This window comes from Pseudonocardia phyllosphaerae (assembly GCF_046546475.1).
Taxonomy (GTDB): Bacteria; Actinomycetota; Actinomycetes; order Mycobacteriales; family Pseudonocardiaceae; genus Pseudonocardia; species Pseudonocardia phyllosphaerae.
In genome coordinates this window covers 145,233-165,589 of sequence record NZ_JBKGXS010000005.1, presented here as the reverse complement: position 1 = coordinate 165,589, position 20,357 = coordinate 145,233, and the positions used below count along the sequence as shown (strand labels likewise).

At 73.0% G+C, this 20,357-nt stretch carries 20 protein-coding genes; 11 read left to right on the top strand and 9 right to left on the bottom strand.

Annotated elements, in window-relative coordinates:
- Positions 1-5 precede the first annotated feature (5 nt).
- A complete protein-coding gene (locus ACLE50_RS12865) occupies positions 6-767 on the top strand; it encodes an urease accessory protein UreD (protein WP_410943731.1) in 762 nt (253 codons plus the stop codon).
- A 16-nt stretch (positions 768-783) separates the two neighbouring features.
- On the opposite strand, the gene ACLE50_RS12860 is transcribed toward ACLE50_RS12865, so the two are convergent.
- A complete protein-coding gene (locus tag ACLE50_RS12860) occupies positions 784-2,442 on the bottom strand; it encodes a purine-cytosine permease family protein (protein WP_410943730.1) in 1,659 nt (552 codons plus the stop codon).
- Between the two features lie 281 nt (positions 2,443-2,723).
- On the opposite strand from ACLE50_RS12860, the gene ACLE50_RS12855 reads away from it, so the two are divergent.
- From ACLE50_RS12855 to pucL, 4 genes are all read left to right on the top strand, one after another.
- Positions 2,724-4,202 carry an NCS1 family nucleobase:cation symporter-1 gene (locus ACLE50_RS12855; RefSeq protein WP_410943729.1) on the top strand — a complete coding sequence of 493 codons (1,479 nt, stop codon included), beginning with the start codon at positions 2,724-2,726 and terminating at the stop codon, positions 4,200-4,202.
- 140 nt (positions 4,203-4,342) lie between these two features.
- Positions 4,343-4,909 carry a 2-oxo-4-hydroxy-4-carboxy-5-ureidoimidazoline decarboxylase gene (uraD, locus tag ACLE50_RS12850; protein ID WP_410943728.1) on the top strand — a complete coding sequence of 189 codons (567 nt, stop codon included), beginning with the start codon at positions 4,343-4,345 and terminating at the stop codon, positions 4,907-4,909.
- The gene (gene uraH / locus ACLE50_RS12845; RefSeq protein WP_410943727.1) at positions 4,906-5,220 is read left to right on the top strand and encodes a hydroxyisourate hydrolase; all 315 of its coding nucleotides are present in this window, start codon (positions 4,906-4,908) and stop codon (positions 5,218-5,220) included. Before uraD ends, uraH begins: the two co-directional genes overlap by 4 nt.
- A gap of 3 nt (positions 5,221-5,223) precedes the next feature.
- Positions 5,224-6,117 (top strand): factor-independent urate hydroxylase, encoded by an 894-nt coding sequence (pucL, locus tag ACLE50_RS12840; protein WP_410943726.1) that lies wholly within the window; start codon positions 5,224-5,226, stop codon positions 6,115-6,117.
- A gap of 76 nt (positions 6,118-6,193) precedes the next feature.
- Here the strand turns inward: pucL and ACLE50_RS12835 are convergent, their stop codons facing one another.
- From ACLE50_RS12835 to ACLE50_RS12805, 7 genes are all read right to left on the bottom strand, one after another.
- Positions 6,194-7,066: a DUF559 domain-containing protein gene (locus ACLE50_RS12835; RefSeq protein WP_410943725.1), complete on the bottom strand. Its 873-nt coding sequence runs from the start codon at positions 7,064-7,066 to the stop codon at positions 6,194-6,196.
- Positions 7,067-7,217: 151 nt separating this feature from the next.
- Complete coding sequence (locus tag ACLE50_RS12830) at positions 7,218-8,033, bottom strand: IclR family transcriptional regulator (RefSeq protein WP_410943724.1); 816 nt, start codon at positions 8,031-8,033, stop codon at positions 7,218-7,220.
- A 10-nt stretch (positions 8,034-8,043) separates the two neighbouring features.
- On the bottom strand, positions 8,044-9,447 hold the full coding sequence (gene allB / locus ACLE50_RS12825) for an allantoinase AllB (RefSeq protein ID WP_410943723.1): 1,404 nt from the start codon (positions 9,445-9,447) through the stop codon (positions 8,044-8,046).
- Positions 9,444-10,970, bottom strand: coding sequence for a sodium:solute symporter family protein (locus ACLE50_RS12820; RefSeq protein WP_410943722.1), 1,527 nt, complete (start codon positions 10,968-10,970; stop codon positions 9,444-9,446). The genes allB and ACLE50_RS12820 overlap by 4 nt, the downstream gene beginning before the upstream one ends.
- On the bottom strand, positions 10,967-11,230 hold the full coding sequence (locus ACLE50_RS12815; RefSeq protein ID WP_410943721.1) for a DUF3311 domain-containing protein: 264 nt from the start codon (positions 11,228-11,230) through the stop codon (positions 10,967-10,969). The genes ACLE50_RS12820 and ACLE50_RS12815 overlap by 4 nt, the downstream gene beginning before the upstream one ends.
- Entirely contained in the window at positions 11,227-11,970 is a 744-nt protein-coding gene (locus ACLE50_RS12810; RefSeq protein ID WP_410943720.1) for an aspartate/glutamate racemase family protein, read from the bottom strand. The genes ACLE50_RS12815 and ACLE50_RS12810 overlap by 4 nt, the downstream gene beginning before the upstream one ends.
- 24 nt (positions 11,971-11,994) lie before the next feature.
- A complete protein-coding gene (locus ACLE50_RS12805) occupies positions 11,995-13,521 on the bottom strand; it encodes an NCS1 family nucleobase:cation symporter-1 (protein WP_410943719.1) in 1,527 nt (508 codons plus the stop codon).
- Positions 13,522-13,768: 247 nt separating this feature from the next.
- Between ACLE50_RS12805 and ACLE50_RS12800 the strand changes: the two genes are divergently transcribed.
- From ACLE50_RS12800 to alc, 6 genes are read left to right on the top strand one after another with little or no spacing between them, the layout of a single operon-like run.
- Positions 13,769-14,161, top strand: coding sequence for an allophanate hydrolase-related protein (locus ACLE50_RS12800; RefSeq protein WP_410943718.1), 393 nt, complete (start codon positions 13,769-13,771; stop codon positions 14,159-14,161).
- Positions 14,162-14,204: 43 nt separating this feature from the next.
- Positions 14,205-15,017: a hydroxypyruvate isomerase family protein gene (locus ACLE50_RS12795; RefSeq protein WP_410943717.1), complete on the top strand. Its 813-nt coding sequence runs from the start codon at positions 14,205-14,207 to the stop codon at positions 15,015-15,017.
- Positions 15,014-15,889, top strand: coding sequence for an NAD(P)-dependent oxidoreductase (locus ACLE50_RS12790; RefSeq protein ID WP_410943716.1), 876 nt, complete (start codon positions 15,014-15,016; stop codon positions 15,887-15,889). Before ACLE50_RS12795 ends, ACLE50_RS12790 begins: the two co-directional genes overlap by 4 nt.
- Positions 15,886-17,691, top strand: coding sequence for a glyoxylate carboligase (gcl, locus tag ACLE50_RS12785; RefSeq protein ID WP_410943715.1), 1,806 nt, complete (start codon positions 15,886-15,888; stop codon positions 17,689-17,691). Before ACLE50_RS12790 ends, gcl begins: the two co-directional genes overlap by 4 nt.
- Complete coding sequence (locus ACLE50_RS12780) at positions 17,688-18,878, top strand: glycerate kinase (RefSeq protein ID WP_410943714.1); 1,191 nt, start codon at positions 17,688-17,690, stop codon at positions 18,876-18,878. Before gcl ends, ACLE50_RS12780 begins: the two co-directional genes overlap by 4 nt.
- The gene (gene alc, locus ACLE50_RS12775; protein WP_410943713.1) at positions 18,860-19,879 is read left to right on the top strand and encodes an allantoicase; all 1,020 of its coding nucleotides are present in this window, start codon (positions 18,860-18,862) and stop codon (positions 19,877-19,879) included. Before ACLE50_RS12780 ends, alc begins: the two co-directional genes overlap by 19 nt.
- Positions 19,880-19,932: 53 nt before the next feature.
- On the opposite strand, the gene ACLE50_RS12770 is transcribed toward alc, so the two are convergent.
- The gene (locus ACLE50_RS12770) at positions 19,933-20,355 is read right to left on the bottom strand and encodes a DUF2795 domain-containing protein (protein ID WP_410943712.1); all 423 of its coding nucleotides are present in this window, start codon (positions 20,353-20,355) and stop codon (positions 19,933-19,935) included.
- Between the last annotated feature and the right edge of the window lie 2 nt (positions 20,356-20,357).

Here is a 20,357-nt window from a genome sequence, read left to right as displayed (position 1 = left end):
CCCGGGTGCGTGCCCGGGCAGCGCTGACCGTCGTACGGCGCGGCGGCCGCAGCGTCGTGACGACGCTGCGCGCGCAGGCGCCGCTGGCGCTGGTCCCCCGGCGCGGGACGGCCGGAGCCGCGAGCCGCGCCGCGCAGGTGCACCTGGTCGGGTCGGCGTCGACCCCGCTGATCGGTGACGACGTCGAGCTGGAGGTCACCGTCGGGCCCGGTGCGGCGCTGAAGCTGGCCGGGGTCGCGGCGGCGGTCGCGCTCGCCGGGTCCGGACGCGCGAGCCGCACCGTGCTGCGTGCCCGCGTCGCCGACGGCGGGTCGCTGACCTACCGGCCGGAGCCGACGGTGGTCACCGCCCGCGCCGACCACGAGACCCTGCTCGACGTCGACCTCGCACCGACGGCGTCGCTGCGGGCTCGCGACGTGCTCGTCGCCGGGCGCAGCGGCGAGACCTCCGGCCGCTACCGCGGCACCGTCCGGGTCACCGAGGACGGGCTCCCGCTGCTGGTGCAGACCCAGGAGCTGGGCGACCCGCTGCTCGACGGCTCCCCCGCCCACCTCGCCGGACGACGCGTGCTGGGCACCGAGGTCGTGATCGGGCCCGCAGGCACCGGCCCGGTCGAGCCCGCCGCCGGTGACTGGTGGAGCGTCTCCCCGCTGGCCGTGCGCGGTGCGCTGGCCACCGCCGTCGCCGACGACGCGGTGACCGCCGGACACCGGCTCGCCGCGGCACTCGCCGTACTGGACGGCGAGGCCGCGGCGGCCGCTGTCTGACCGAGTGCTGCGCGGGTCAGGCCTGCGCGGGCAGCACGTACTCCCCGGTCTTGTCCGTGCTCAGGCACAGCGAGCACACGTACTCGCCGGGCTCCTTGCCACTGGCGGTCATGTCCGGGCGCTCCAGCTCCTGGTGGCACACCGAGCAGGGCAGCACCGCCGACGACGGGTTGCCGTGCTCGTCGAAGCGCGGCAGGTCGATGCCGTCGTCGGTGCGGCGCAGGTACCAGCGGCCCTTCGTCGCGACCGCCAGCACCGGCGGCAGCACGATGCCGAGCACGATCGCGACCAGCGGCGAGTACGGCTGGATGCCGTCGCCGAGGCCACCGAAGAACGCCAGGATCGACACCCCGCCCGCCACGAGCAGCGACACGAAGCCGACCGGGTTGACCGGGTGCAGCATGCCGCGGCGGAACTCGGGCACCTTCGGCGAGATCTTCAGCAGGTACTTGTTGACCACGATGTCGGTCGCGACGACCACGATCCAGGCGATGCCCATGTTGGCGTAGAAACCGAGGATGGTGTTGAGGAAGTCGAACATGTTCGCCTCCATCAGCACCAGCGCGATCACCAGGTTGACGGCCAGGAACACCAGCCGTCCCGGGTAGCTGCGGGTGGCCCGGGTGAAGGAGTTCGTCCAGGCCAGCGAACCCGAGTAGGCGTTCGTGACGTTGATCTTGATCTGGCTGATGACGACCAGGATCACCGCCAGCGTCACGGCCAGCCAGGCAGGCATCAGGTCCTGGTAGATCAGCAGGAACTGGTGCACGGGCTCGTTCGCGACAGCCGCGCCGTCGGCGGTGTGTGCGATCAGGTAGACGGCCAGGAACAGGCCGACGGCCTGCTTCGCGGCGCCGAACAGCACCCAGCCCGGCCCGGCGAGCAGCGTCGCGGTCCACCAGCGGCGCGCGTTGTCCGGGGTCTTCGGCGGCATGAACCGCAGGTAGTCGATCTGTTCGGCGATCTGCGCGATCAGCGACAGGCAGACACCGGCGGCCAGCATGACCGAGCCGACGCTCGCCGCGCCCTGGCCCTTCTCCCCCCGGTAGGCGAAGAACGTGCCGAGCGAGTCCGGGTGCGCGATCAGCAGGTAGGCGAACGGCAGCACCATCAGGACCAGCCACAACGGCGTCGTCCACACCTGCAGGGTCGACAGCAGCGACATCCCGTAGACGACCAGCGGGAAGATCACCACCGTCGAGATGATGTAGCCCAGCCACTTCGGCAGCCCGAGGCCCAGCTCGAGCCCCTGGGCCATGATCGAGCCCTCGAGCGCGAAGAAGATGAACGTGAACGTCGCGAAGATGACGTTGGTGACGATCGAGCCGTAGTACCCGAAGCCGCTGCCGCGGGTGATCAGGTCGAGGTCGAGGTTGTAGCGGGCGGCGTAGTACGCCACCGGCAGCCCGGTCGCGATGATCACCAGGGCGAACACCGCGATGCCCCACAGGGCGTTCACGGTGCCGTAGGCGATCCCGATGTTCGCACCGATCGAGAAGTCCGCCAGGTAGGCGATGCCGCCCAGCGCCGTCACCCCGACGACGCCCGGTGACCACCGCCGGTAGCTGCGCGGGGCGAACCGGAGGGTGTAGTCCTCCAGCGTCTCGCGTGCCGCACCCGCCGCCGGAGCGGCCGGCGCGCTCCGCGTGATCGCGGGATCCATCTCCTGGGTCATGGTTCTCCTCTCGGGTGTCCCCGGAGGACAGATGCTCCGTTCGCGATGGGCGGTCATGGGTTTCCCGGGTGTGACGTCTCGGTGACGCCCGAACCGGACGTAGCGGACTTTCGCGGCGGCACGTGACGGTGATCTTTCCGCTCACGACGAGTGCATGACGTCTGCTCCGGACGCGTGCGCGCGAGGGGGTCCAGGCGTCACCGTCACCGTCGGCGACGTCCGGCTCGGCCGGGCGAGGGAGCGCCACGGATCCGGCACGACCTTCGGCGAGGAGACACCGCATGACCCTGGACGAGCGGGGCACCGCGACCGCGGCGGGCACGCCCGGCACGAGCGCTGCGGCGACGAACCCGGCGCACGATCCCCGGCTCACCAACGCCGACCTCGCCCCGCTGCGGACCCGGACCTGGCGCACCTACAACTACGTCGCGTTCTGGATGTCCGACGTGCACTCCGTCGGCGGCTACGTGACCGCGGGCAGCCTGTTCGCGCTCGGGCTGGCCGCCTGGCAGGTGTTCGTCGCGCTGATCGTCGGGATCGGGCTGGTGTACCTGTTGTGCAACCTGGTCGCGCGGCCCAGCCAGGAGTCCGGGACGCCGTACCCGGTGGTGTGCCGGGCGTCGTTCGGCGTGCTCGGTGCCAACGTCCCGGCGATCATCCGCGGGCTGATCGCGGTGGCCTGGTACGGCATCCAGACCTACCTGGCGTCGCAGTCGGTGGTCGTCGTGCTGCTGAAGCTGTGGCCCTCGCTGGGTGCGATGGCCGCACCGGACAGCGGGATCGCGGGCCTGTCCGGGCTCGGCTGGATCGCGTTCCTGGCGATGTGGGCACTGCAGGCGGCGGTGTTCTGGCGCGGCATGGAGGCGATCCGGCGGTTCATCGACTTCTGCGGCCCGGCCGTCTACGTCGTCATGTTCGCCCTGGCCGGCTACCTGCTGTACCGCTCGAACTGGGACGTCGACCTGAACCTCTCGGCCACCTCGGTGACCGGCTGGGCCGCGGTCCCGGTGATGCTCGGCGCGGTCGCGCTGGTCGTGTCCTACTTCTCCGGCCCGATGCTCAACTACGGCGACTTCGCCCGCTACGCCGTCTCCTTCTCCGCCGTCCGGCGCGGGAACCTGATCGGGCTGCCGGTGAACTTCCTGGTGTTCGCGCTGCTGGTCGTCGTCACCTCGGCGGCGACGCTGCCTGTCTACGGCGAACTGATCACCGATCCGGTGGAGACCGTCGCGCACCTGGACAGCACCACCGCCGTCGTGCTCGGGGCACTGACCTTCATGATCGCGACGATCGGCATCAACATCGTCGCCAACTTCGTCTCCCCGGCCTTCGACTTCTCCAACGTCGCGCCCACGAGGATCAGCTGGCGCACCGGAGGGATGATCGCCGCGGTCGCCTCGGTGCTAATCACGCCGTGGAACCTCTACTCCTCACCCGAGGTCATCCACTACACGCTCGACACGCTCGGCGCGTTCATCGGCCCGCTCTACGGCGTGCTGATCGCCGACTACTACCTGGTGTCCAAGCGCCGGATCGACGTCGACGCGCTCTACACGCTGTCCCCGGACGGCCGCTACCACTACCGCCGCGGCTACAACCCGGTCGCGATCGCGGTGACCGTCGTCGGGGCCACCGCGGCGATGCTGCTGGTGCTGCTCGGCTCGGCCGACGCCGCGGCGTACTCCTGGTTCGTCGGTGCGGTGCTCGCATTCGTCCTGCACGCGGTGCTCTCCCGGAGCCGGGCACGCGCCGCCGCCTGACCCGTCCTCGCCGATGCGCCCGGTCCCGCCCCGCGGAGCCGGGCGCATCGGCGCTTGACACCCCGGCGGCGGCGTCGAAGACTGCACTGTGCGCGGAACCACAGTTCCGCGATACGGAATCTGCGCAGGAAGCAGGCACGATGCACGACGCCGTTCCCCTCGACCGGTTCAACGCCGCCACCGCCGCCGAGCTCGACGAGCTGCTCCGGGCGTGCGTGTCCTCCCCCGCCTGGGCCGAGCGCATCCTCGCGGGCCGACCCTACGGCTCCATCGACGACCTGGTCGCCGCGGGCGAGAAGGCCGTGCGCGACCTGGACACCGGCGAGGTCGACGCGGCGCTGGCCGGGCACCCGCGGATCGGGGAGCGCACCGAGCGGTCGTCGTTCTCCGCCGACGAGCAGGCCGGGGTGCGGCGGTCCTCCGGCCAGGCCTGCGTGGACGGGGGCTCGTCCGGCCAGGGCTCGCCGGGCTCGGACTCCCCCGGCCCGGGTGACGACACCGCCGCCCGCCTCGCCGACGGCAACGCCCGCTACGAGGACCGGTTCGGGTACGTCTTCCTGATCCGCGCCGCAGGCCGCGACGCCGAGGAGATCCTCGCCGAGCTGGAGCGCCGCCTCGGCAACGACCCCGCCGCCGAACGCGCCGAGGCCGCCGGGCAGCTCGCGGAGATCACCGCGCTGCGCCTGCGCCGGGTGGTGACCCCGTGAGCAGCTTCTCCACCCACGTCCTCGACGCCGCCGCAGGCGCGCCCGCCACAGGCGTCCCGGTGACCCTCACCCGGGTGGACGGGCCCACGAGCACCGTCCTGGCCTCCGGCACCACCGACGACGACGGCCGCTGGCGCGCACCGGAGTCCGCCGCGCTCACCGCCGGGGTGCTGCACCGCATCACCTTCGAGACCCCGAGCGACTTCTTCCCGGAGGTGTCGATCGCGTTCCGCCCCCAGCGCACCGACCGCCACCACCACGTGCCGCTGCTCCTCTCGCCGTACTCCTACTCCACCTACCTCGGGAGCTGACCCATGCCCGTCCTCGGCCACACGCAGTACGGCAAGGCGGAGGTCCGCGTCGTGCGGATCTTCCGGGACACCGACACCCACGAGCTCGCCGACCACAACGTCTCGGTAGCACTGTCCGGCGAGTTCGCCGACACCCACCTGACCGGCGACAACACCCGGGTCCTGACCACCGACGCCATCAAGAACACGATCAACGCCTTCGCGAAGGAGGCCGGGGACGCGGTCCGTACCCCGGAGCTGTTCGGCCTGGAGCTGGCCCGGCACTTCACCGAGGTGCCGCAGGTGGAACGCGCCCGGGTGCGGATCGAGACCTATCCGTGGACGCGTCTGGAGCACGGCGAGACGCCGCACCCGCACGCATTCGCCCGCGACGGCAGCCACGTCCGCACCACCACCGTCACCCGCACCGCCGACGACGCCGAGTGGGTCGTCTCCGGGGTGGCGGGCCTGGTCGTGCTCAAGACGACCGACTCGGAGTTCCACGACTTCTACACCGACCGCTACACCACCCTGGCGCCGACGACCGACCGCGTGATGGCCACCGAGGTCACCTCGCAGTGGTGGCACGCCGAGCCGCCCGCGGACTGGAACCTCGCCTACTCCGCGGTGCTCGGCACGATGACCTCGGCCTTCGCCGGGCACCACTCCCGCGCGTTGCAGGAGACCCTCTACGAGATGGGCGTGCAGGTGCTCGGCGCGGAGCCGGGCATCGGCGAGATCCGGTTCTCACTGCCGAACAAGCACCACTTCCTGGTCGACCTCGCGCCGTTCGGGCTGAAGAACCCCGGCGAGGTCTTCCACGCCGACGACCGGCCCTACGGGCTGATCGAGGGCACCGTCCGGCGCGACGACACCCCCGACCCGGGCCCCGCGTTCGACCCCGGCCAGGGTTGGTGACCCCTCCCCGCCCCAAGATCGCCGCTTTGCCGGTGTTCCGTGCCGGATGGGGCACCGGACACCGGCAAACCGCTGATCATGCGGCCTCGGCGGCAGCGACGGCGTGCCGGATGCGGCGCACGACCATGTCCGGGCGGCGGTCCAGGTCGTCCCAGGTGAAGCGGAGCAGCCGCCACCCGGCCGCCACCAGCGCGTTGCCCTTGCGCCGGTCGTTGCGGAAGCGCTCCACGTCGACGTGCCACGCCCAGCCGTCGATCTCGACGGCGACCCGCTCGGCCGGGAACGCCACGTCGACCGCCCACTCCTCGAACGGCAGCGCCCGGACCCAGCCGTCGACCCCCGCCTGCCGGAGCAGGCCGAGCAGCCGTCGTTCCGCCGCGGAGTCGGCACGGTCGGCGGCCGCGACGAGCAGCTCCCCGGACCGGCGGCTGCCCCAGGATCCGAGCGTCCGGCAGTGGGCCTGGTGCAGCGCGTCGAAGGAGACCCACCGCTGAAGGGCACGGTCCAGGAACGTCGCACCGCCCGGCACCGCCGCCGCGGTCTGCAGGACCGTCAGCGGCGCCGAGGTGACCGCGACTCCGCGATGGCGGCCGACGTCGATCGGCGCCAGGTCCCGGCCGCGGACCCGCACTCCGCTGCGAGACGGCCGGTCGGTCCGGCGCGGCAGGGTCAGCTCGATCCGTTCCGGCGGCCGCTCCCACATTCCCAGCCAGTACGCCGCGGCGATCCCGCTGACCACGGCGTCGTCACCTCCCCACAGCGCGGCCGCGCGAACCCGGCCGTCGGCGGTCAGCCGGTGGCCCGCGACGAGGTAGACGCCGGGGTGCAGCTCCCGCCACCCTCCGGCGCCCCGGCGACGGGCGATCGTGCGGGTCGAGACACCGCACGCGAGGGCCTGCCGCCGTGCCACGACGCCGTCCTGCCGCGCGACGAGGTCGACGAGGTCCATCCGGGGAGCGTGCACATCCCGGCGTCCGGGCACGCCCGATCCGGTCGCACCGTTCGCGATGGCGACCGATGATCAGCGGATTGCCGGTCTCCGGTGCCACATCCGGCACCGAACACCGGCAATCCGCTGATCATGGTGCGCGGAGCACCGCTCAGGCGCTGGCGGCGTCGTGCCGGGCCATCTCGTCGGTGAGCGCGTCGGCGGCGGAGCGCAGCAGCGGCACCGCGGAGGCGATGAGGTCGTCGGTCATCCGGGTGGTCGGGCCGGAGATCGAGACGGCGGCGGGCAGCGGCCCGTCCAGGGCGACGGCGACGCAGCGGACCCCGAGCTCCTGCTCCCCCTCGTCGAGGGCGTAGCCGAGCGCGCGGACCTCGTCGATCTCGGCAGCGAACACGCCCACGTCGGTGATCGTCTGGTCGGTGTGGGCGACCATGTCGGTGTGCCGCAGGACGTCGCGGACCTTGTCGTCGGGCATCCGCGCCAGCAGCGCCTTGCCGACGGCCGTGCAGTGCGGCGAGACGCGGCGGCCGACCTCGGTGAACATCCGCATCGAGTGCCGACCGGGCTCCTGGGCCACGTAGACGATCTGGGTGCCCTCCAGTAGCGCGAGGTTGGCGCTCTCCCCCAGCGCGTCGACGAGCTCGACCAGCCGCGGCCGCGCCCACGTCCCGACCAGCCGGCCCGCGGTGTCGCCGATCCGGACGAGCCGGGGCCCGAGGGCGTACTCCCGCGGTGACTGCTGGCGGACGTACCCGCGCCCGGCCAGGGTCCGGACGAGCCGGTGGATCGTCGGCAGCGGGAGCCCGGACGTCGCGGCCAGGTCGGACAGGCTGACGGTGCCGCCGGCGTCGGCCATGGCCTCGAGCAGGTCGACAGCCCGCTCGACGGCCTGGACGGTGCCGGAACGGGCCGGCGCGGTCTCCGAGGGGGCCGCACCGGCGTCGTCGCCGGACTCGCTGTTCCGCATGACGGAAAGTCTAGCCGTGATCCGGGTCATGCTGCGGGACCTCCCCGCCCCCGGGGAGCCGCTCGACCGCGCCCCGGCGCAGCAGCCGTCCGCGCGGCGTCCCGGTCACGTCGACGTCGGCACCGGCCAGGATCGTGCGGCGCACCACCCCGGACAGCGACCGGCCGGAGTAGGCGCTGACCTTGTTCTTGTGCAGCAACCGATCCGGGTCGACGACGTACGCGGCGTCCGGTGCGAAGACGGTCAGGTCCGCGTCGTAGCCGAGTGCGATCCGGCCCTTGCTCGTCAGCCCGACCAGGTCCGCGGGCTTCGACGCCATCCACTGCACGACCTGCTGCAGCCCGATCCCCCGCCGGCGTGCCTCGCTCCACACCAGTGACAGCCCCAGCTGCAGCGACGACACCCCGCCCCAGGCCTGCCCGAAGTCACCGGAGTCGAGCAGCTTCAGCTCCACCGTGGACGGCGAGTGGTCGGACACGATGCAGTCGATCGTGCCCTCCAGCAGCCCTTCCCACAGCAGCTCCCGGTTCGAGGCCTCACGGATCGGCGGGCAGCACTTGTGCGTGGTGGCGCCGTCGGGGATCTCCTCGGCGAACAACGTCAGGTAGTGCGGGCAGGTCTCGGCGGTGATCCGGACGCCGTCGCGCCGGGCCGAGGCGAGCATCGGCAGCGCGTCCGAGCTGGACACGTGCAGCACGTGTGCCCGGGAGCCGGTCCAGCGCGCCCGCTCGATGACCTCGGCGATCGCCAGGTTCTCCGCGCCGCGCGGACGCGAGGCAAGGAACGAGGAGTAGCGGGCCCCGTTCGCGGCCGGTGCCTTGTCGATCGACCGGGAGTCCTCGGCGTGCACGATCATGACGGCGTCGAACGTGACCAGCTCGGCCATGTCGCGTTCCATCTCGTCGGCGTCGAGCGGCGGGAACTCGTCGACCCCGGAGTGCAGCAGGAAGCACTTGAACCCGAACACGCCCTCGTCGTGCAGGCCGCGCAGGTCACCGATGTTGCCGGGCACCGCACCGCCCCAGAACCCGACGTCGACGTAGGCCTGGTCGGCGGCGACCTTGCGCTTGACCTCCAGCGCCCCGACGTCGACGGTCGGCGGGATCGAGTTCAGCGGCATGTCGACGATCGTGGTGACCCCGCCGGCCGCGGCGGCCCGGGTCGCCGACGCGAAGCCCTCCCACTCGGTGCGGCCGGGCTCGTTGACGTGCACGTGCGTGTCGACGAGCCCGGGCAGCAGCACCTCGTCGTCGGCGAGCTCCAGGACGCGGTCGCCCTCGAGGCCGTTGCCGAGCGGCTCGATCGCGACGATCCGCCCGGCACTCACCCCGACCTCGCGGGGCTGCTCACCGGCCGTGGTCATCACACGGCGCGCGCGGACCACCAGGTCGAAGCGTTCGTGGTCGTGGCTCATGGGGTGTCCTCTCCCGCGGCCGGGGCGGGCCGCGCGGTCACGGCGGCCGGGACGTCGTCGTCCCCGGCGGGCCGGTCGGATCGGGTCTCGGACCGGGTCAGGGCGGACACGGCCGCGGTGACCAGGATGTTCACCACCAGCGCGACGACGCCGACGTTGAGGTGGCCGAGCGCGGCGGGCAGGAACGGGAGCAGCTGCCCGGTGTTGATCTTGCCGAGGGTCAGCCAGGTGACCACGACGACGCCGACGACCATCCCGGCCCCGGCGCCCCAGCGGGTCACCGGGTTGCGGCGCAGCAGGCTCGCGAGCACCGCGGGCAGCAACTGGGTGACGAACGCGTAGCCCAGGAGCAGCAGGTTCACGATCGCCGAGCCGCCCTGGAAGGTCAGGTAGAGCACGATCGCGGTGACCACCGGGACGAGGATCTTCGCGAGCCGGCCGACCTCGGCGTCGGTGGCGCTCGGGCGGACGAACTCGCGGTAGACGTTCTGCGCGAGCATCGTCGCCGACGTGGTCAGCAGCATCGCGCCGGGGACCAGCGCGCAGAACAGCCCGGCCGCACCGACCAGGCCGACCACCACCGGCGGCAGCGACTCCCGCGCGACCCGCAGCAGCGACAGGTCGCCCTGCGCCAGTCCGGGGACCGCGACCGACGCGGTGAGCCCGACGAAGATCACGAACAGCAGGATCAGCTGGTAGAGCGGCAGGAACATGGCGTTGCGCCGGAAGGTCTGCTCGTCCTTCGCGGCGTAGACCGCGCCGAAGTAGTGCGGCCACATGAAGAAGCCGAGCGCGGAGAGCAGCACCGAGGTGAGGAACCATCCGGTGTCGTGCGAGGCGTCGGCGAGAGCGAGGAAGCCGGGCTTCGCGGTCTCGACGGTGTCGAACATGGTCCCGAGGCCGCCGAAGAAGTGGACCGGGATGTAGATCCCGATCGCCACCACGACCACCAGCACCAGGATGTCCTTGAGCACCGCGTTCCAGGCGGCCGAGTGGATCCCGGCGACGATCACGTAGGCGGCCAGCACGATCGCGCCGATCCAGATCGCCGCGGTACTCGACAGCGCGCCGTAGCTGGTCTCCTCGACGATGATCCCGAGACCGGTGAGCTGGAGCTGCAGGTAGGGCACCATCGCGACGACGCCGATGATCGACACGAGCAGCCCGAGGCCGCGGCTGCGGTACTTGCGCACGAACCAGTCGGGCTGGGAGACCAGCCGCTCGCGGGCGGCGTAGCGCCAGATCGCCGGGGCCAGCCAGTAGGACATGACGTAGGCCAGGGCGCCGTAGCAGAGGATGTAGTAGGAGGCGCCGCCGTAGCTGTAGGCGTAGCCGCTGGCGCCCAGGAACGTGAACGTCGTGTAGATCTCGCCGGCGAGCAGCAGGAACACCAGGACCGAGCCGAACCCGCGGCCGCCGACGCTCCACTGCTCCAGGTCCATGTCCTTGCCGCGGCGCGACAGCAGGCCGAGCGCGAACGCCGCGACCAGGAACAGCACGAGCACGATCGGTGCGACGATCATCGGCGGGCACCCGCCTCGGGGTCACGGGTCCGGTTGACCGGGTCGGTGACGTAGACCAGCGACATGCAGACCGCGGTCAGCACCACCCAGGTGACCACCCAGAACAGCAGGAACGGCAGCCCCAGGACGTAGGGCTCGACGCGGTTCGCGAACGGTACGCCGCCGAGGAAGCCCAGCCAGGGCAGGACGGCGAGGCCGAACCGCAGGCCGCGGCCGGAGCCACGGCGCCTGCGCTCGGGTGGGACGTCGGTGTCGGTCATGTCGCCTCTCCCCCGGCCAGCGGGAACCCGCTGATCCTCTTCGGTCGTGGTGCGGCGTAGGTCCGCACCTTCGACGTCGTCAGTCCTTGGCGTACCAGCGACTCGGCGACGGTGACCGCCGCCGGTACCCCGTCGACCACGGGCACGCCGGTCTCGGCGCGCACGTGGTCCTCCAGCCCCGCCATCCCGCCGCAGCCGAGGCAGATCACCTCGGCCCGGTCCTCGTCGATGGCCAGCCGAGCCTGCTCCACGATCGCCGCGACCGCACGCTGCGGCTCCTGTTCCAGCTCCAGCACCGCCAGCCCGGAGGCGCGCACCGAAGCACAGCGCCGGTCCAGCCCGGCCAGCAGCAGCCGGTCGGCGATCAGCGGGACCGTGCGGTCCAGCGTGGTCACCACCGAGTAGCGGTGCCCCAGGTACATCGCCGTCGCGGCGGCGGCCTCGGTGATGTCGACGACGGGCACGTCGAGCAGCTCCTGCAGCGCCTCGCGGCCGTGCTCGCCGTACCCGGCCTGCACGACGGCGTCGAAGGGCTCCCCGGCACGCAGCAGCCGGGACACCGCGTCGGCCATCCCGACGGCGGCCAGGTAGCTCTCGAGGTTGCCCTCCACCGACTCCGCACCGAACTCCGGCGTGATCCCGACGATCTCGGTGCCGGGAGCGGCGACGGCGCGGGCGGAGGCGACGATCGCCTCGGTGACCGAGGCGGTCGTGTTGACGTTGACGACGAGGATGCGCACGTGCGCCCTTTCCGGATCGGCTGGTCAGTGGCGGGAGGGTTCCACGGAGATCGACTCGCCGGACACCTGCTCGTGGTGTTCCCCACGCGGCGCGAGGGCCACGGTGAGCACCGCCCCCAGTGCGGCGCCGACGAACCAGGAGAACGGGGCGGCGTCCTCGAGCGCCGGGACGAAGCCCAGCGCCACGGCGATCGCCGCGGACGGCACGAACGCGACGACGGCGCGCACGTTCACCCCGCTGCGGTAGTGGTAGGTCGTCCCGGGCCGGTCGGTGTAGAGGCCGGGGACGTCGATCCGGCCGCGGCGCACCAGCCAGTAGTCGGCCGCGACGATGCCGAACAGCGGCCCGAGCAACGCGCCGAGCACACCCAGGAAGTAGACGATCACGACCGGCGAGTCGTAGAGGTTCCACGGCAGGATCACGACGCCGATCAGCGCGGCGACGATCCCGGCCCGGCGGAAGTCCAGCGTGCGCGGCATCAGGTTGGCCAGCGCGTAGCAGGGGGCGACGAAGTTGGCCATGAGGTTGACCGCGACCGTCAGGACCAGCAGCGCGGCCGAGGCGAGCAGCAGCAGCGGGGTGTTCGGGATGGTCCGGACGACGTCGGCCGGGCTCTCGATGGTCTGCCCGTCGATCGTCAGCTGCCCGCCCGCGAGCACGACGGCGATGGCCCCGAAGAACAACGAGTTCGGCAGGATGCCCCAGAAGTTGCCGCGCCGGATGGCCCGCGCCGACGTCGCACCGCGGGTGAAGTCGCAGAAGTTCAGCAGGAACGTGCCGTAGATCGCGGTCCACAGCGACGCCCCGGCCAGGATCTGCCACCACATCGCCCCGCCGGTGAGCGGCCGCGGCGGCGCGAGCGCGATCGAGGGCCCGGTGCGCGCCAGCATCCAGACCGCCAGCGCCAGCAGCGTCAGCAGCACGACCGGGCCGGCGAACGCCTCGTAGCGGCGGATGCCCTCCATGCCGCGCAGCAGGATCGCCACCTGGAGCACCCAGAGGGCGAGGAAGCAGACCCAGCCCAGCCCGGACAGCCCGAGGAACTCGACGGCGTCCCACGCCGCCGCACCGGGCGCGACGGCCAGCACCATCACCATGAGGACCTGGGTGGCGAGGTACGTCTGGATGCCGAACCAGGCGATCGCGACGACGCCGCGGATCAGCGCGGGCAGCTGCGCGCCCCGCACCCCGAACGCGATGCGGGACAGGACCGGGAACGGGACCCCTGTCCGCCGGCCCATCTCGCCGGACACGGTGAGCAGGACCAGCAGTCCCAGCGCACCGAGGCCGAGGGCGGCGAGGATCTGCCACCCGCCGAGGCCGAGCGCGAAGAGTCCGAGGACGAAGCCGTAGTTGCCGAGGCTGTGCACGTCGCCGGCCCAGAGGGTGAAGATGTTGTACGCCCGCCAGGTGCGTCCGGTCCGCGAGGTCGGCGCCAGGTCGGCGTTGTAGAGCCGCGGCTCGAGGCCGGGCGGAGCGTCGCCGGCCGGGCCGTCGCCCGCCTGCCGCGCAGCGGCCTCGGCGCCTCGGGTGATGTCGGGTCCCGCCATTGGGCTCCCTCACTCATATTCCGCGATGCGGAATTACGGTGTTGACTGGCGAAATAAAGCTAGGAGCCGTCCGCACCGCCGTCAAGGACCCGGAGGCGACGGATCCGCAGGTGATCGACACGCACGGCCGCCCGGCAGCACCCTTGACACCCGCCCCCACGTTCTGGTCCAGTTCTAATCGCAGTACGAAACGGTGCTTCCGCATCGTGAAATCAACATCACGAAACAAGCGAACGGAGATCGACAGGTGACCGCACTGTTCTGTTCCGGCGACGCCATGCGCGGCGGCCGGCTGCACCACAACGTGTCGGACCACCCCTTCCTCGGCGAGGTCCGCACCGCGCCGCACTACCGGATGTTCTCCGTCCGCGACGAGTTCCCCGCCCTGGTCGAGGACCCGACCGGCGGCGTGCCCCTGGCGGGCGAGATCTACGACGTCCCGCTGTCGGCGATCCGCACCGACTTCCTGCCGGACGAGCCGCCGGAGCTGGAGCTCACCGTCATCGAGCTCGACGACGGCCGCGACGTCCTCGCCGTCGGGCTGCGGCCCGGCGTGCAGGAGAACCAGGCCGGCGAGCTCACCGACATCACCCGGCACGCCGGGTGGCGGGCCTACCGGGGCCTGCCCGACCCGGTCTGAACCGGGTCACCGACCGCATCCGACCTCACCGTGGAGGCCGCCCGTGTCCCCGCATTCCTTCCCCCTGCCGCTGACGGTCAACTGCTCGATCGTCTTCGGTGACCGCCCGATGCTCGAACGCCCCGCCGCCGCCGCGGCGGCCGGGTTCGAGCGCGTCGAGTTCTGGTGGCCGTTCGACCGGTCCGTCCCGGCCGACGCCGACGTCGACGCGTTCGTCCGCGCCGTCCGCGACGCCGGGGTGACCCTCACCGGCCTCAACTTCGACGCCGGCGACATGCCCGGCGGCGAGCGCGGCATCTTGTCCGACCCGCGGCGGGCGACCGCGTTCGCCGACAACGTCGAGGTGGCCGTCGGCATCGGCGAGCAGCTCGGCACCCTCGGGTTCAACGCCCTGTACGGCAACCGGATCGAGGGCGTCGCCGCGCAGGAGCAGGACGAGCTCGCCCGGGAGAACCTCGCCCTGGCCGCCCGCGCCGCCGCCCGGATCGGCGCCGTCGCGCTGCTGGAGCCGGTCAGCGGCACCGCCGCCTACCCGATCACGACCGCCGCCGAGGCCGTCGCGGTGCTCGACGCCGTCGGCTCGCCGGACCTGAAGCTGCTGCTCGACGTCTACCACCTGGCCGTCAACGGCGACGACCCGTCCGCGGCGATCGAGCGCTACGCCGACCGGATCGGCCACGTCCAGATCGCCGACGCCCCGGGGCGCGGCGAGCCCGGCACCGGGGAGCTGCCGATCGCCGCGCTCGTCGAGCAGGTGAAGGCCGCCGGCTACACCGGCCCGGTCGCGCTGGAGTACAAGCCCACCACAGCCGCGCCGTTCGCGTGGCTGGACGCGTTCGAGGGAGCACGCGCATGAGCACGGTCGCCTTCATCGGTCTCGGGATCATGGGCGGGCCGATGGCCCGCCACCTCGCCGGAGCCGGGTACGACGTCGTCGGGTTCAACCGGAGCCCGGAGAAGACCGAGCAGCTGGTCGAGGCCGGGGGCCGGGCCGCGGACTCGGCGGCCGGTGCCGTCGACGGCGCCGACATCGTCGCGCTGATGCTGCCCGACTCCCCCGACGTCACCGACGTCGTGACCGGGGCGGTCTTCGACACCGCCAAGCCGGGCACGCTGATCGTCGACTTCTCCACGATCCGCCCGGACGTCGCCCGGGACCTGGCGCAGCAGGCCGCGGACCGCGGCCTGCGCATGATCGACGCGCCGGTCTCCGGCGGCCAGGCAGGCGCCGAGAACGCCGCCCTGTCGATCATGGTGGGTGGCGCCGACGCGGACGTGGCCGACGCCCGCCCGCTGCTCGACGTCGTCGGGAAAACCGTCGTCCATGTCGGGCCGGCCGGGGCAGGGCAGACCGTGAAGGCCGCGAACCAGCTGATCGTCGCGGGCAACATCGCGCTGCTCGCCGAGGCGGTCACGTTCCTGCAGGCGCACGGCGCCGACCTGCCCGCCGCGATCGAGGTGCTCGGCGGCGGGCTCGCCGGGTCGGCGGTGCTGAACCAGAAGGCGCAGAAGATGCTCGACGGCGACTTCGCGCCCGGCTTCCGGATCGACCTGCACCACAAGGACATGGGCATCGTCGCCGAGTCCGCGCGCCAGGCCGGCGTCGTGACGCCGGTGGCCGCGCTCGTCGCGCAGCTGGTGGCCGCGACCCGCGCCGCGGGCGACGGCGACCTGGACCACTCGGCGCTGCTGCGCACCGTCGCGAGGCTGAACGGGGCGAGCTCATGACGCGCATGCGGACCGTCGACGCGGTCGTGCGGATCATGGAGATCGAGGGCGCCACCCAGGCGTTCGGCGTGCCCGGTGCGGCGATCAACCCGCTCTACGCGGCCATGCGCCGCCGGGCAAGCGAGGGCGGGCCGGGCATCCGGCACGTGCTGGCCCGGCACGTCGAGGGTGCCTCGCACATGGCCGAGGGCTACACCCGCTCCGGGGCCGGGAACATCGGCGTCTGCATCGGGACGTCCGGTCCCGCGGGCACCGACATGGTCACCGGGCTGTACTCGGCGGCGGCGGACTCCACGCCGATCCTGGCGATCACCGGGCAGGCGCCGGTGGCCCGGCTGCACAAGGAGGACTTCCAGGCCGTCGACATCGCGGCCGTCGCGGCGCCGGTCACCAAGATGGCGATGACGGTGCTGGAGCCCGGGCAGGTGCCGGGGGCGTTCGCCCAGGCGTTCCACCTGATGCGTTCCGGGCGGCCGGGCCCGGTGCTGATCGACCTGCCGGTCGACGTGCAGCAGGCCGAGATCGACTTCGACCCGGACACCTACGAGCCGCTGCCGGTGCACCGTCCAGCGGCGACGCAGGCGCAGGCGTCGAAGATCCTCGACATGCTGGCCGCCGGGGAGCGGCCGCTGATCGTCGCCGGAGGCGGGGTGATCAACGCCGACGCCTCCGCCGAGCTGGTGGAGCTGGCCGAGATCCTCGGCGTGCCGGTCGTGCCGACCCTGATGGGCTGGGGCGCGATCCCCGACGACCACCCGCTCGCGGCCGGGATGGTGGGGCTGCAGACAGCGCACCGCTACGGCAACGCGAGCTTCCTGGCCTCCGACGTCGTCGTCGGGATCGGGAACCGGTGGGCCAACCGGCACACCGGCGGGCTCGACACCTACACCCGCGGGCGCACGTTCGTGCACGTCGACATCGAGCCGACCCAGATCGGGCGGGTGTTCGCCCCGGACTACGGCGTCGTCTCCGACGCCGGGGCGGCGCTGCGGGTACTGCTCGACGAGGCCCGCCGCCGGCGCGACGCCGGGACGCTGCCGGACCGCACCGCGTGGGCCGAGGCGTGCCGGGAGCGGAAGGCGACGATGCTGCGCCGCACCCACTTCACCGACATCCCGATCAAGCCGCAGCGGGTGTACGAGGAGATGAACCGGGTGTTCGGCCCGGAGACCCGCTACGTGACGGCGATCGGGCTGTCCCAGATCGCGGCCGGCCAGTTCCTGCACGTCTACCGGCCGCGGCACTGGGTGAACTGCGGTCAGGCGGGGCCGCTGGGCTGGACGATCCCGGCCGCGCTGGGCGCCTCGGTCGCGGACCCGTCGTCGCCGGTCGTCGCGATCTCCGGGGACTACGACTTCCAGTTCATGCTCGAGGAGCTGGCCGTCGGGGCGCAGTTCTCGATCCCCTACGTGCACGTCGTGGTCAACAACTCCTACCTGGGGCTGATCCGGCAGGCGCAGCGGGCGTTCGAGATGGACTTCCAGGTGCAGCTCGGCTTCGACAACCTCAACGCCGACCCCGACGGTGACCTGCCGAAGGGCTACGGCGTCGACCACGTCCGCGTCGCCGAGGGGCTGGGGTGCGTCGGGCTGCGGGTCACCGACCCGGAGCTGCTGGAGGGCGCGTTGCGCCGGGCCGGTGAGCTGGCCCGCGAGCACAAGGTGCCGGTCGTCGTGGAGATCGTGCTGGCGCGGGTCACGAACATCGCGATGAGCGGCGGCGAGATCGACGCCGTCACCGAGTTCGAGGCCCTCGCGACCGGGCCGGAGGACGCGCCCACGTCGGTGGCGGGCCTGCCGTGACTCCGATCCTGCTCGCCCCGGACAAGTTCAAGGGCTCGCTCGACGCGGCCGGAGTGGCCGCGGCCCTGGCCGCCGGGATCGCCGAGGCCGACCCGGGCCGCGAGGTCCGGTGCTGCCCGGTCGCCGACGGCGGCGAGGGCACCGTGGCCGCCGCGCTCGCGGCGGGCTGGACGCCGGTCTCCGTGCCGGCGTCCGGCCCGACCGGGCGATGTCTCACCGCGACCTACGCCCGCCGGGACGGCACCGCGCTGGTGGAGCTGGCGGCCACGTCCGGGCTGGGGGTGCTGCCGTGCGGGGTGCTCGACCCGCTCGGGGCGGGCACCGAGGGCCTGGGCACGGTGATCGCGCACGCGCTCGACGCAGGGGCGACCGAGATCGTCGTCGGTCTCGGCGGGAGTGCGACGACCGACGGCGGCGCCGGGGTGCTGCGCGGCCTGGGTGCCCGCGTGCTCGACGCCGACGGCCGGGACCTGCCGCCCGGTGGGGCGGCGCTGGGTGCAGCGGACCGGCTGGACCTCACCGGGCTGCACCCGCGGCTGGGTGCGGCCCGGATCGTGCTGGCCGCCGACGTCGACAACCCGTTGACCGGCCCGCACGGCGCGGCCGCCGTCTACGGGCCGCAGAAGGGCGCCACCCCGGTCCAGGTCGAGCTGCTCGACGCGGCCCTGGGCCGCTGGGCCGCCGTGCTGGCAGCCGCGGCGAGCCGCGCGCCCCGCACCACCCCGGCTGCGCTGCGCGGTGATGCCGGGTACGGGGCGGCGGGCGGGGCCGGGCTGGGGCTCATCGCCCTGGCCGGCGCCGTGCTGCGGCCGGGGGTGGGCACCGTCCTGGAGCTCACCGGTTTTCCGGAGGCGTTGCGCGGGGCGGGGCTCGTCGTCACCGGCGAGGGCCGCCTGGACGCGCAGACGTTGCACGGCAAGGCCCCGGCGGGCGTCGCGGCGGCGGCCCGGGACGCCGGGGTGCCGGTCGTCGCCGTCGCCGGGCAGGTGGCGCTGAGCCCGGACGAGGTCGCCGGCGCCGGGTTCGCCGCGGCGCACGCCCTGACCGACCTCGTCGACGACCCCGCCGACGCCATGACCCGCACGGCGGCGCTGCTGCGCGAGACCGGCCGCCGGATCGCCCGCGACGAGACCGCCGCTGCGGCGGTCCTGCCTGGTAAGGAGAAGACATGCCCGACCCGTCCCTGACCGATCTGGCCTCCCGCGTGCTCGGCGCGTCGGTGGTCGCCGCCAACGACGAGTTCTTCGCCCAGCGCGAGAACCTGATCACCGCGGCGCCGCCGCGGTTCGACCCGGACGAGTTCGGGCTCAAGGGCAAGGTCTACGACGGGTGGGAGACCCGCCGTCGTCGTGAGCCGGGGTTCGACTGGGCGCTCGTCCGGCTCGGCGCGGCGGGGGTGGTCGACCACGTGGTCGTCGACACGGCCTGGTTCAAGGGCAACTACCCGCCTGAGGTCTCGGTGGAGGCCGCCTCGGTGGAGGGCTACCCCTCGGCGGACGAGCTGGCCAAGGCGACCTGGCACGAGATCGTTCCGCGCTCGGCGTGCGCCGGGCACACCGAGAACGTCTACGACGTCGCCGACGACCGCCGCTTCACCCACGTCCGGCTGCTGATCCATCCCGACGGCGGCGTCGCCCGGCTCCGGGTGCTCGGCCGGGTGCTGCCGGACCCGCGGTTCCTCGACGGCACCGTCGACCTGCTGGCCACCGAGAACGGCGGCTACGTCACCGGCTGCTCGGACGAGTTCTACTCCTCGCCCGCCAACATGATCGCGCCCGGGAAGGCACGGCACATGGGTGAGGGCTGGGAGAACGCGCGCCGGCGCGACGGCGGCAACGACTGGGTCGAGTTCGCCTTGGCCGCGGCAGGCGTGCCGCGCCATGTCGAGGTGGACACGACCTGGTTCGTCGGGAACGCACCCGGCTGGGTGACGGTGAGCGTGCGCGACGACCGCGCCGCGGACGCGGCGTGGCGGCCGCTGCTGGAGCGTGAGCCGGTGCAGCCGGACACCCGGCACCGGTTCCTGCTGCCCGACGCGGGCGCCGCCACGCACCTGCGCCTGGACGTGTTCCCGGACGGTGGGCTGTCCCGGCTGCGGCTGCCCGGCGAGCTCGACGCGACGTCGGCCGAGCAGCTGCGGCGGACGTGGCTCGCGGCGCTGCCGGAGGAGCATCGCGAGCGTCTGTGACCTCGGGCGCGCGACCGCCTGCCTGCGCCGGTGACTGTGACTGTGACGACCTGCTACGGCCTGCGACGAGCAGGAGGTGGCGAGGGCGGCTGCCCGGGCCGTGCCGGACGGCCCGGGTGGACGCCGCCGCGGGCGAGCGCGACCAGCATCTCGACGATCGCGTCGACCGACGGGTAACGACCCTCGGGCAGCGGGACGAGCTGGTGGCGGACCACGCCACTCACCCCCCACGCCTCGGCCTCGGCGAGGATCTGCCAGCGGGCGGCGGGCCAGTGCAGGCCGGCGAGCACGCGGCGCAGGTTGTGCCGGAGGCGTTCGACCTCCTGCGCGGGGTCGGGCGGACCGGCGGGACGCCGCGGCGCCGGGCGGAACGTACGGGGCGCCGGGTGGACCGTCGGCGCAGGTCCGATCGCGGCGGGGGACGTCGGCCCGGCCGGGGCGGGGGTCCCGGGCCGACGTGCTGCGGGGGCACTCACCC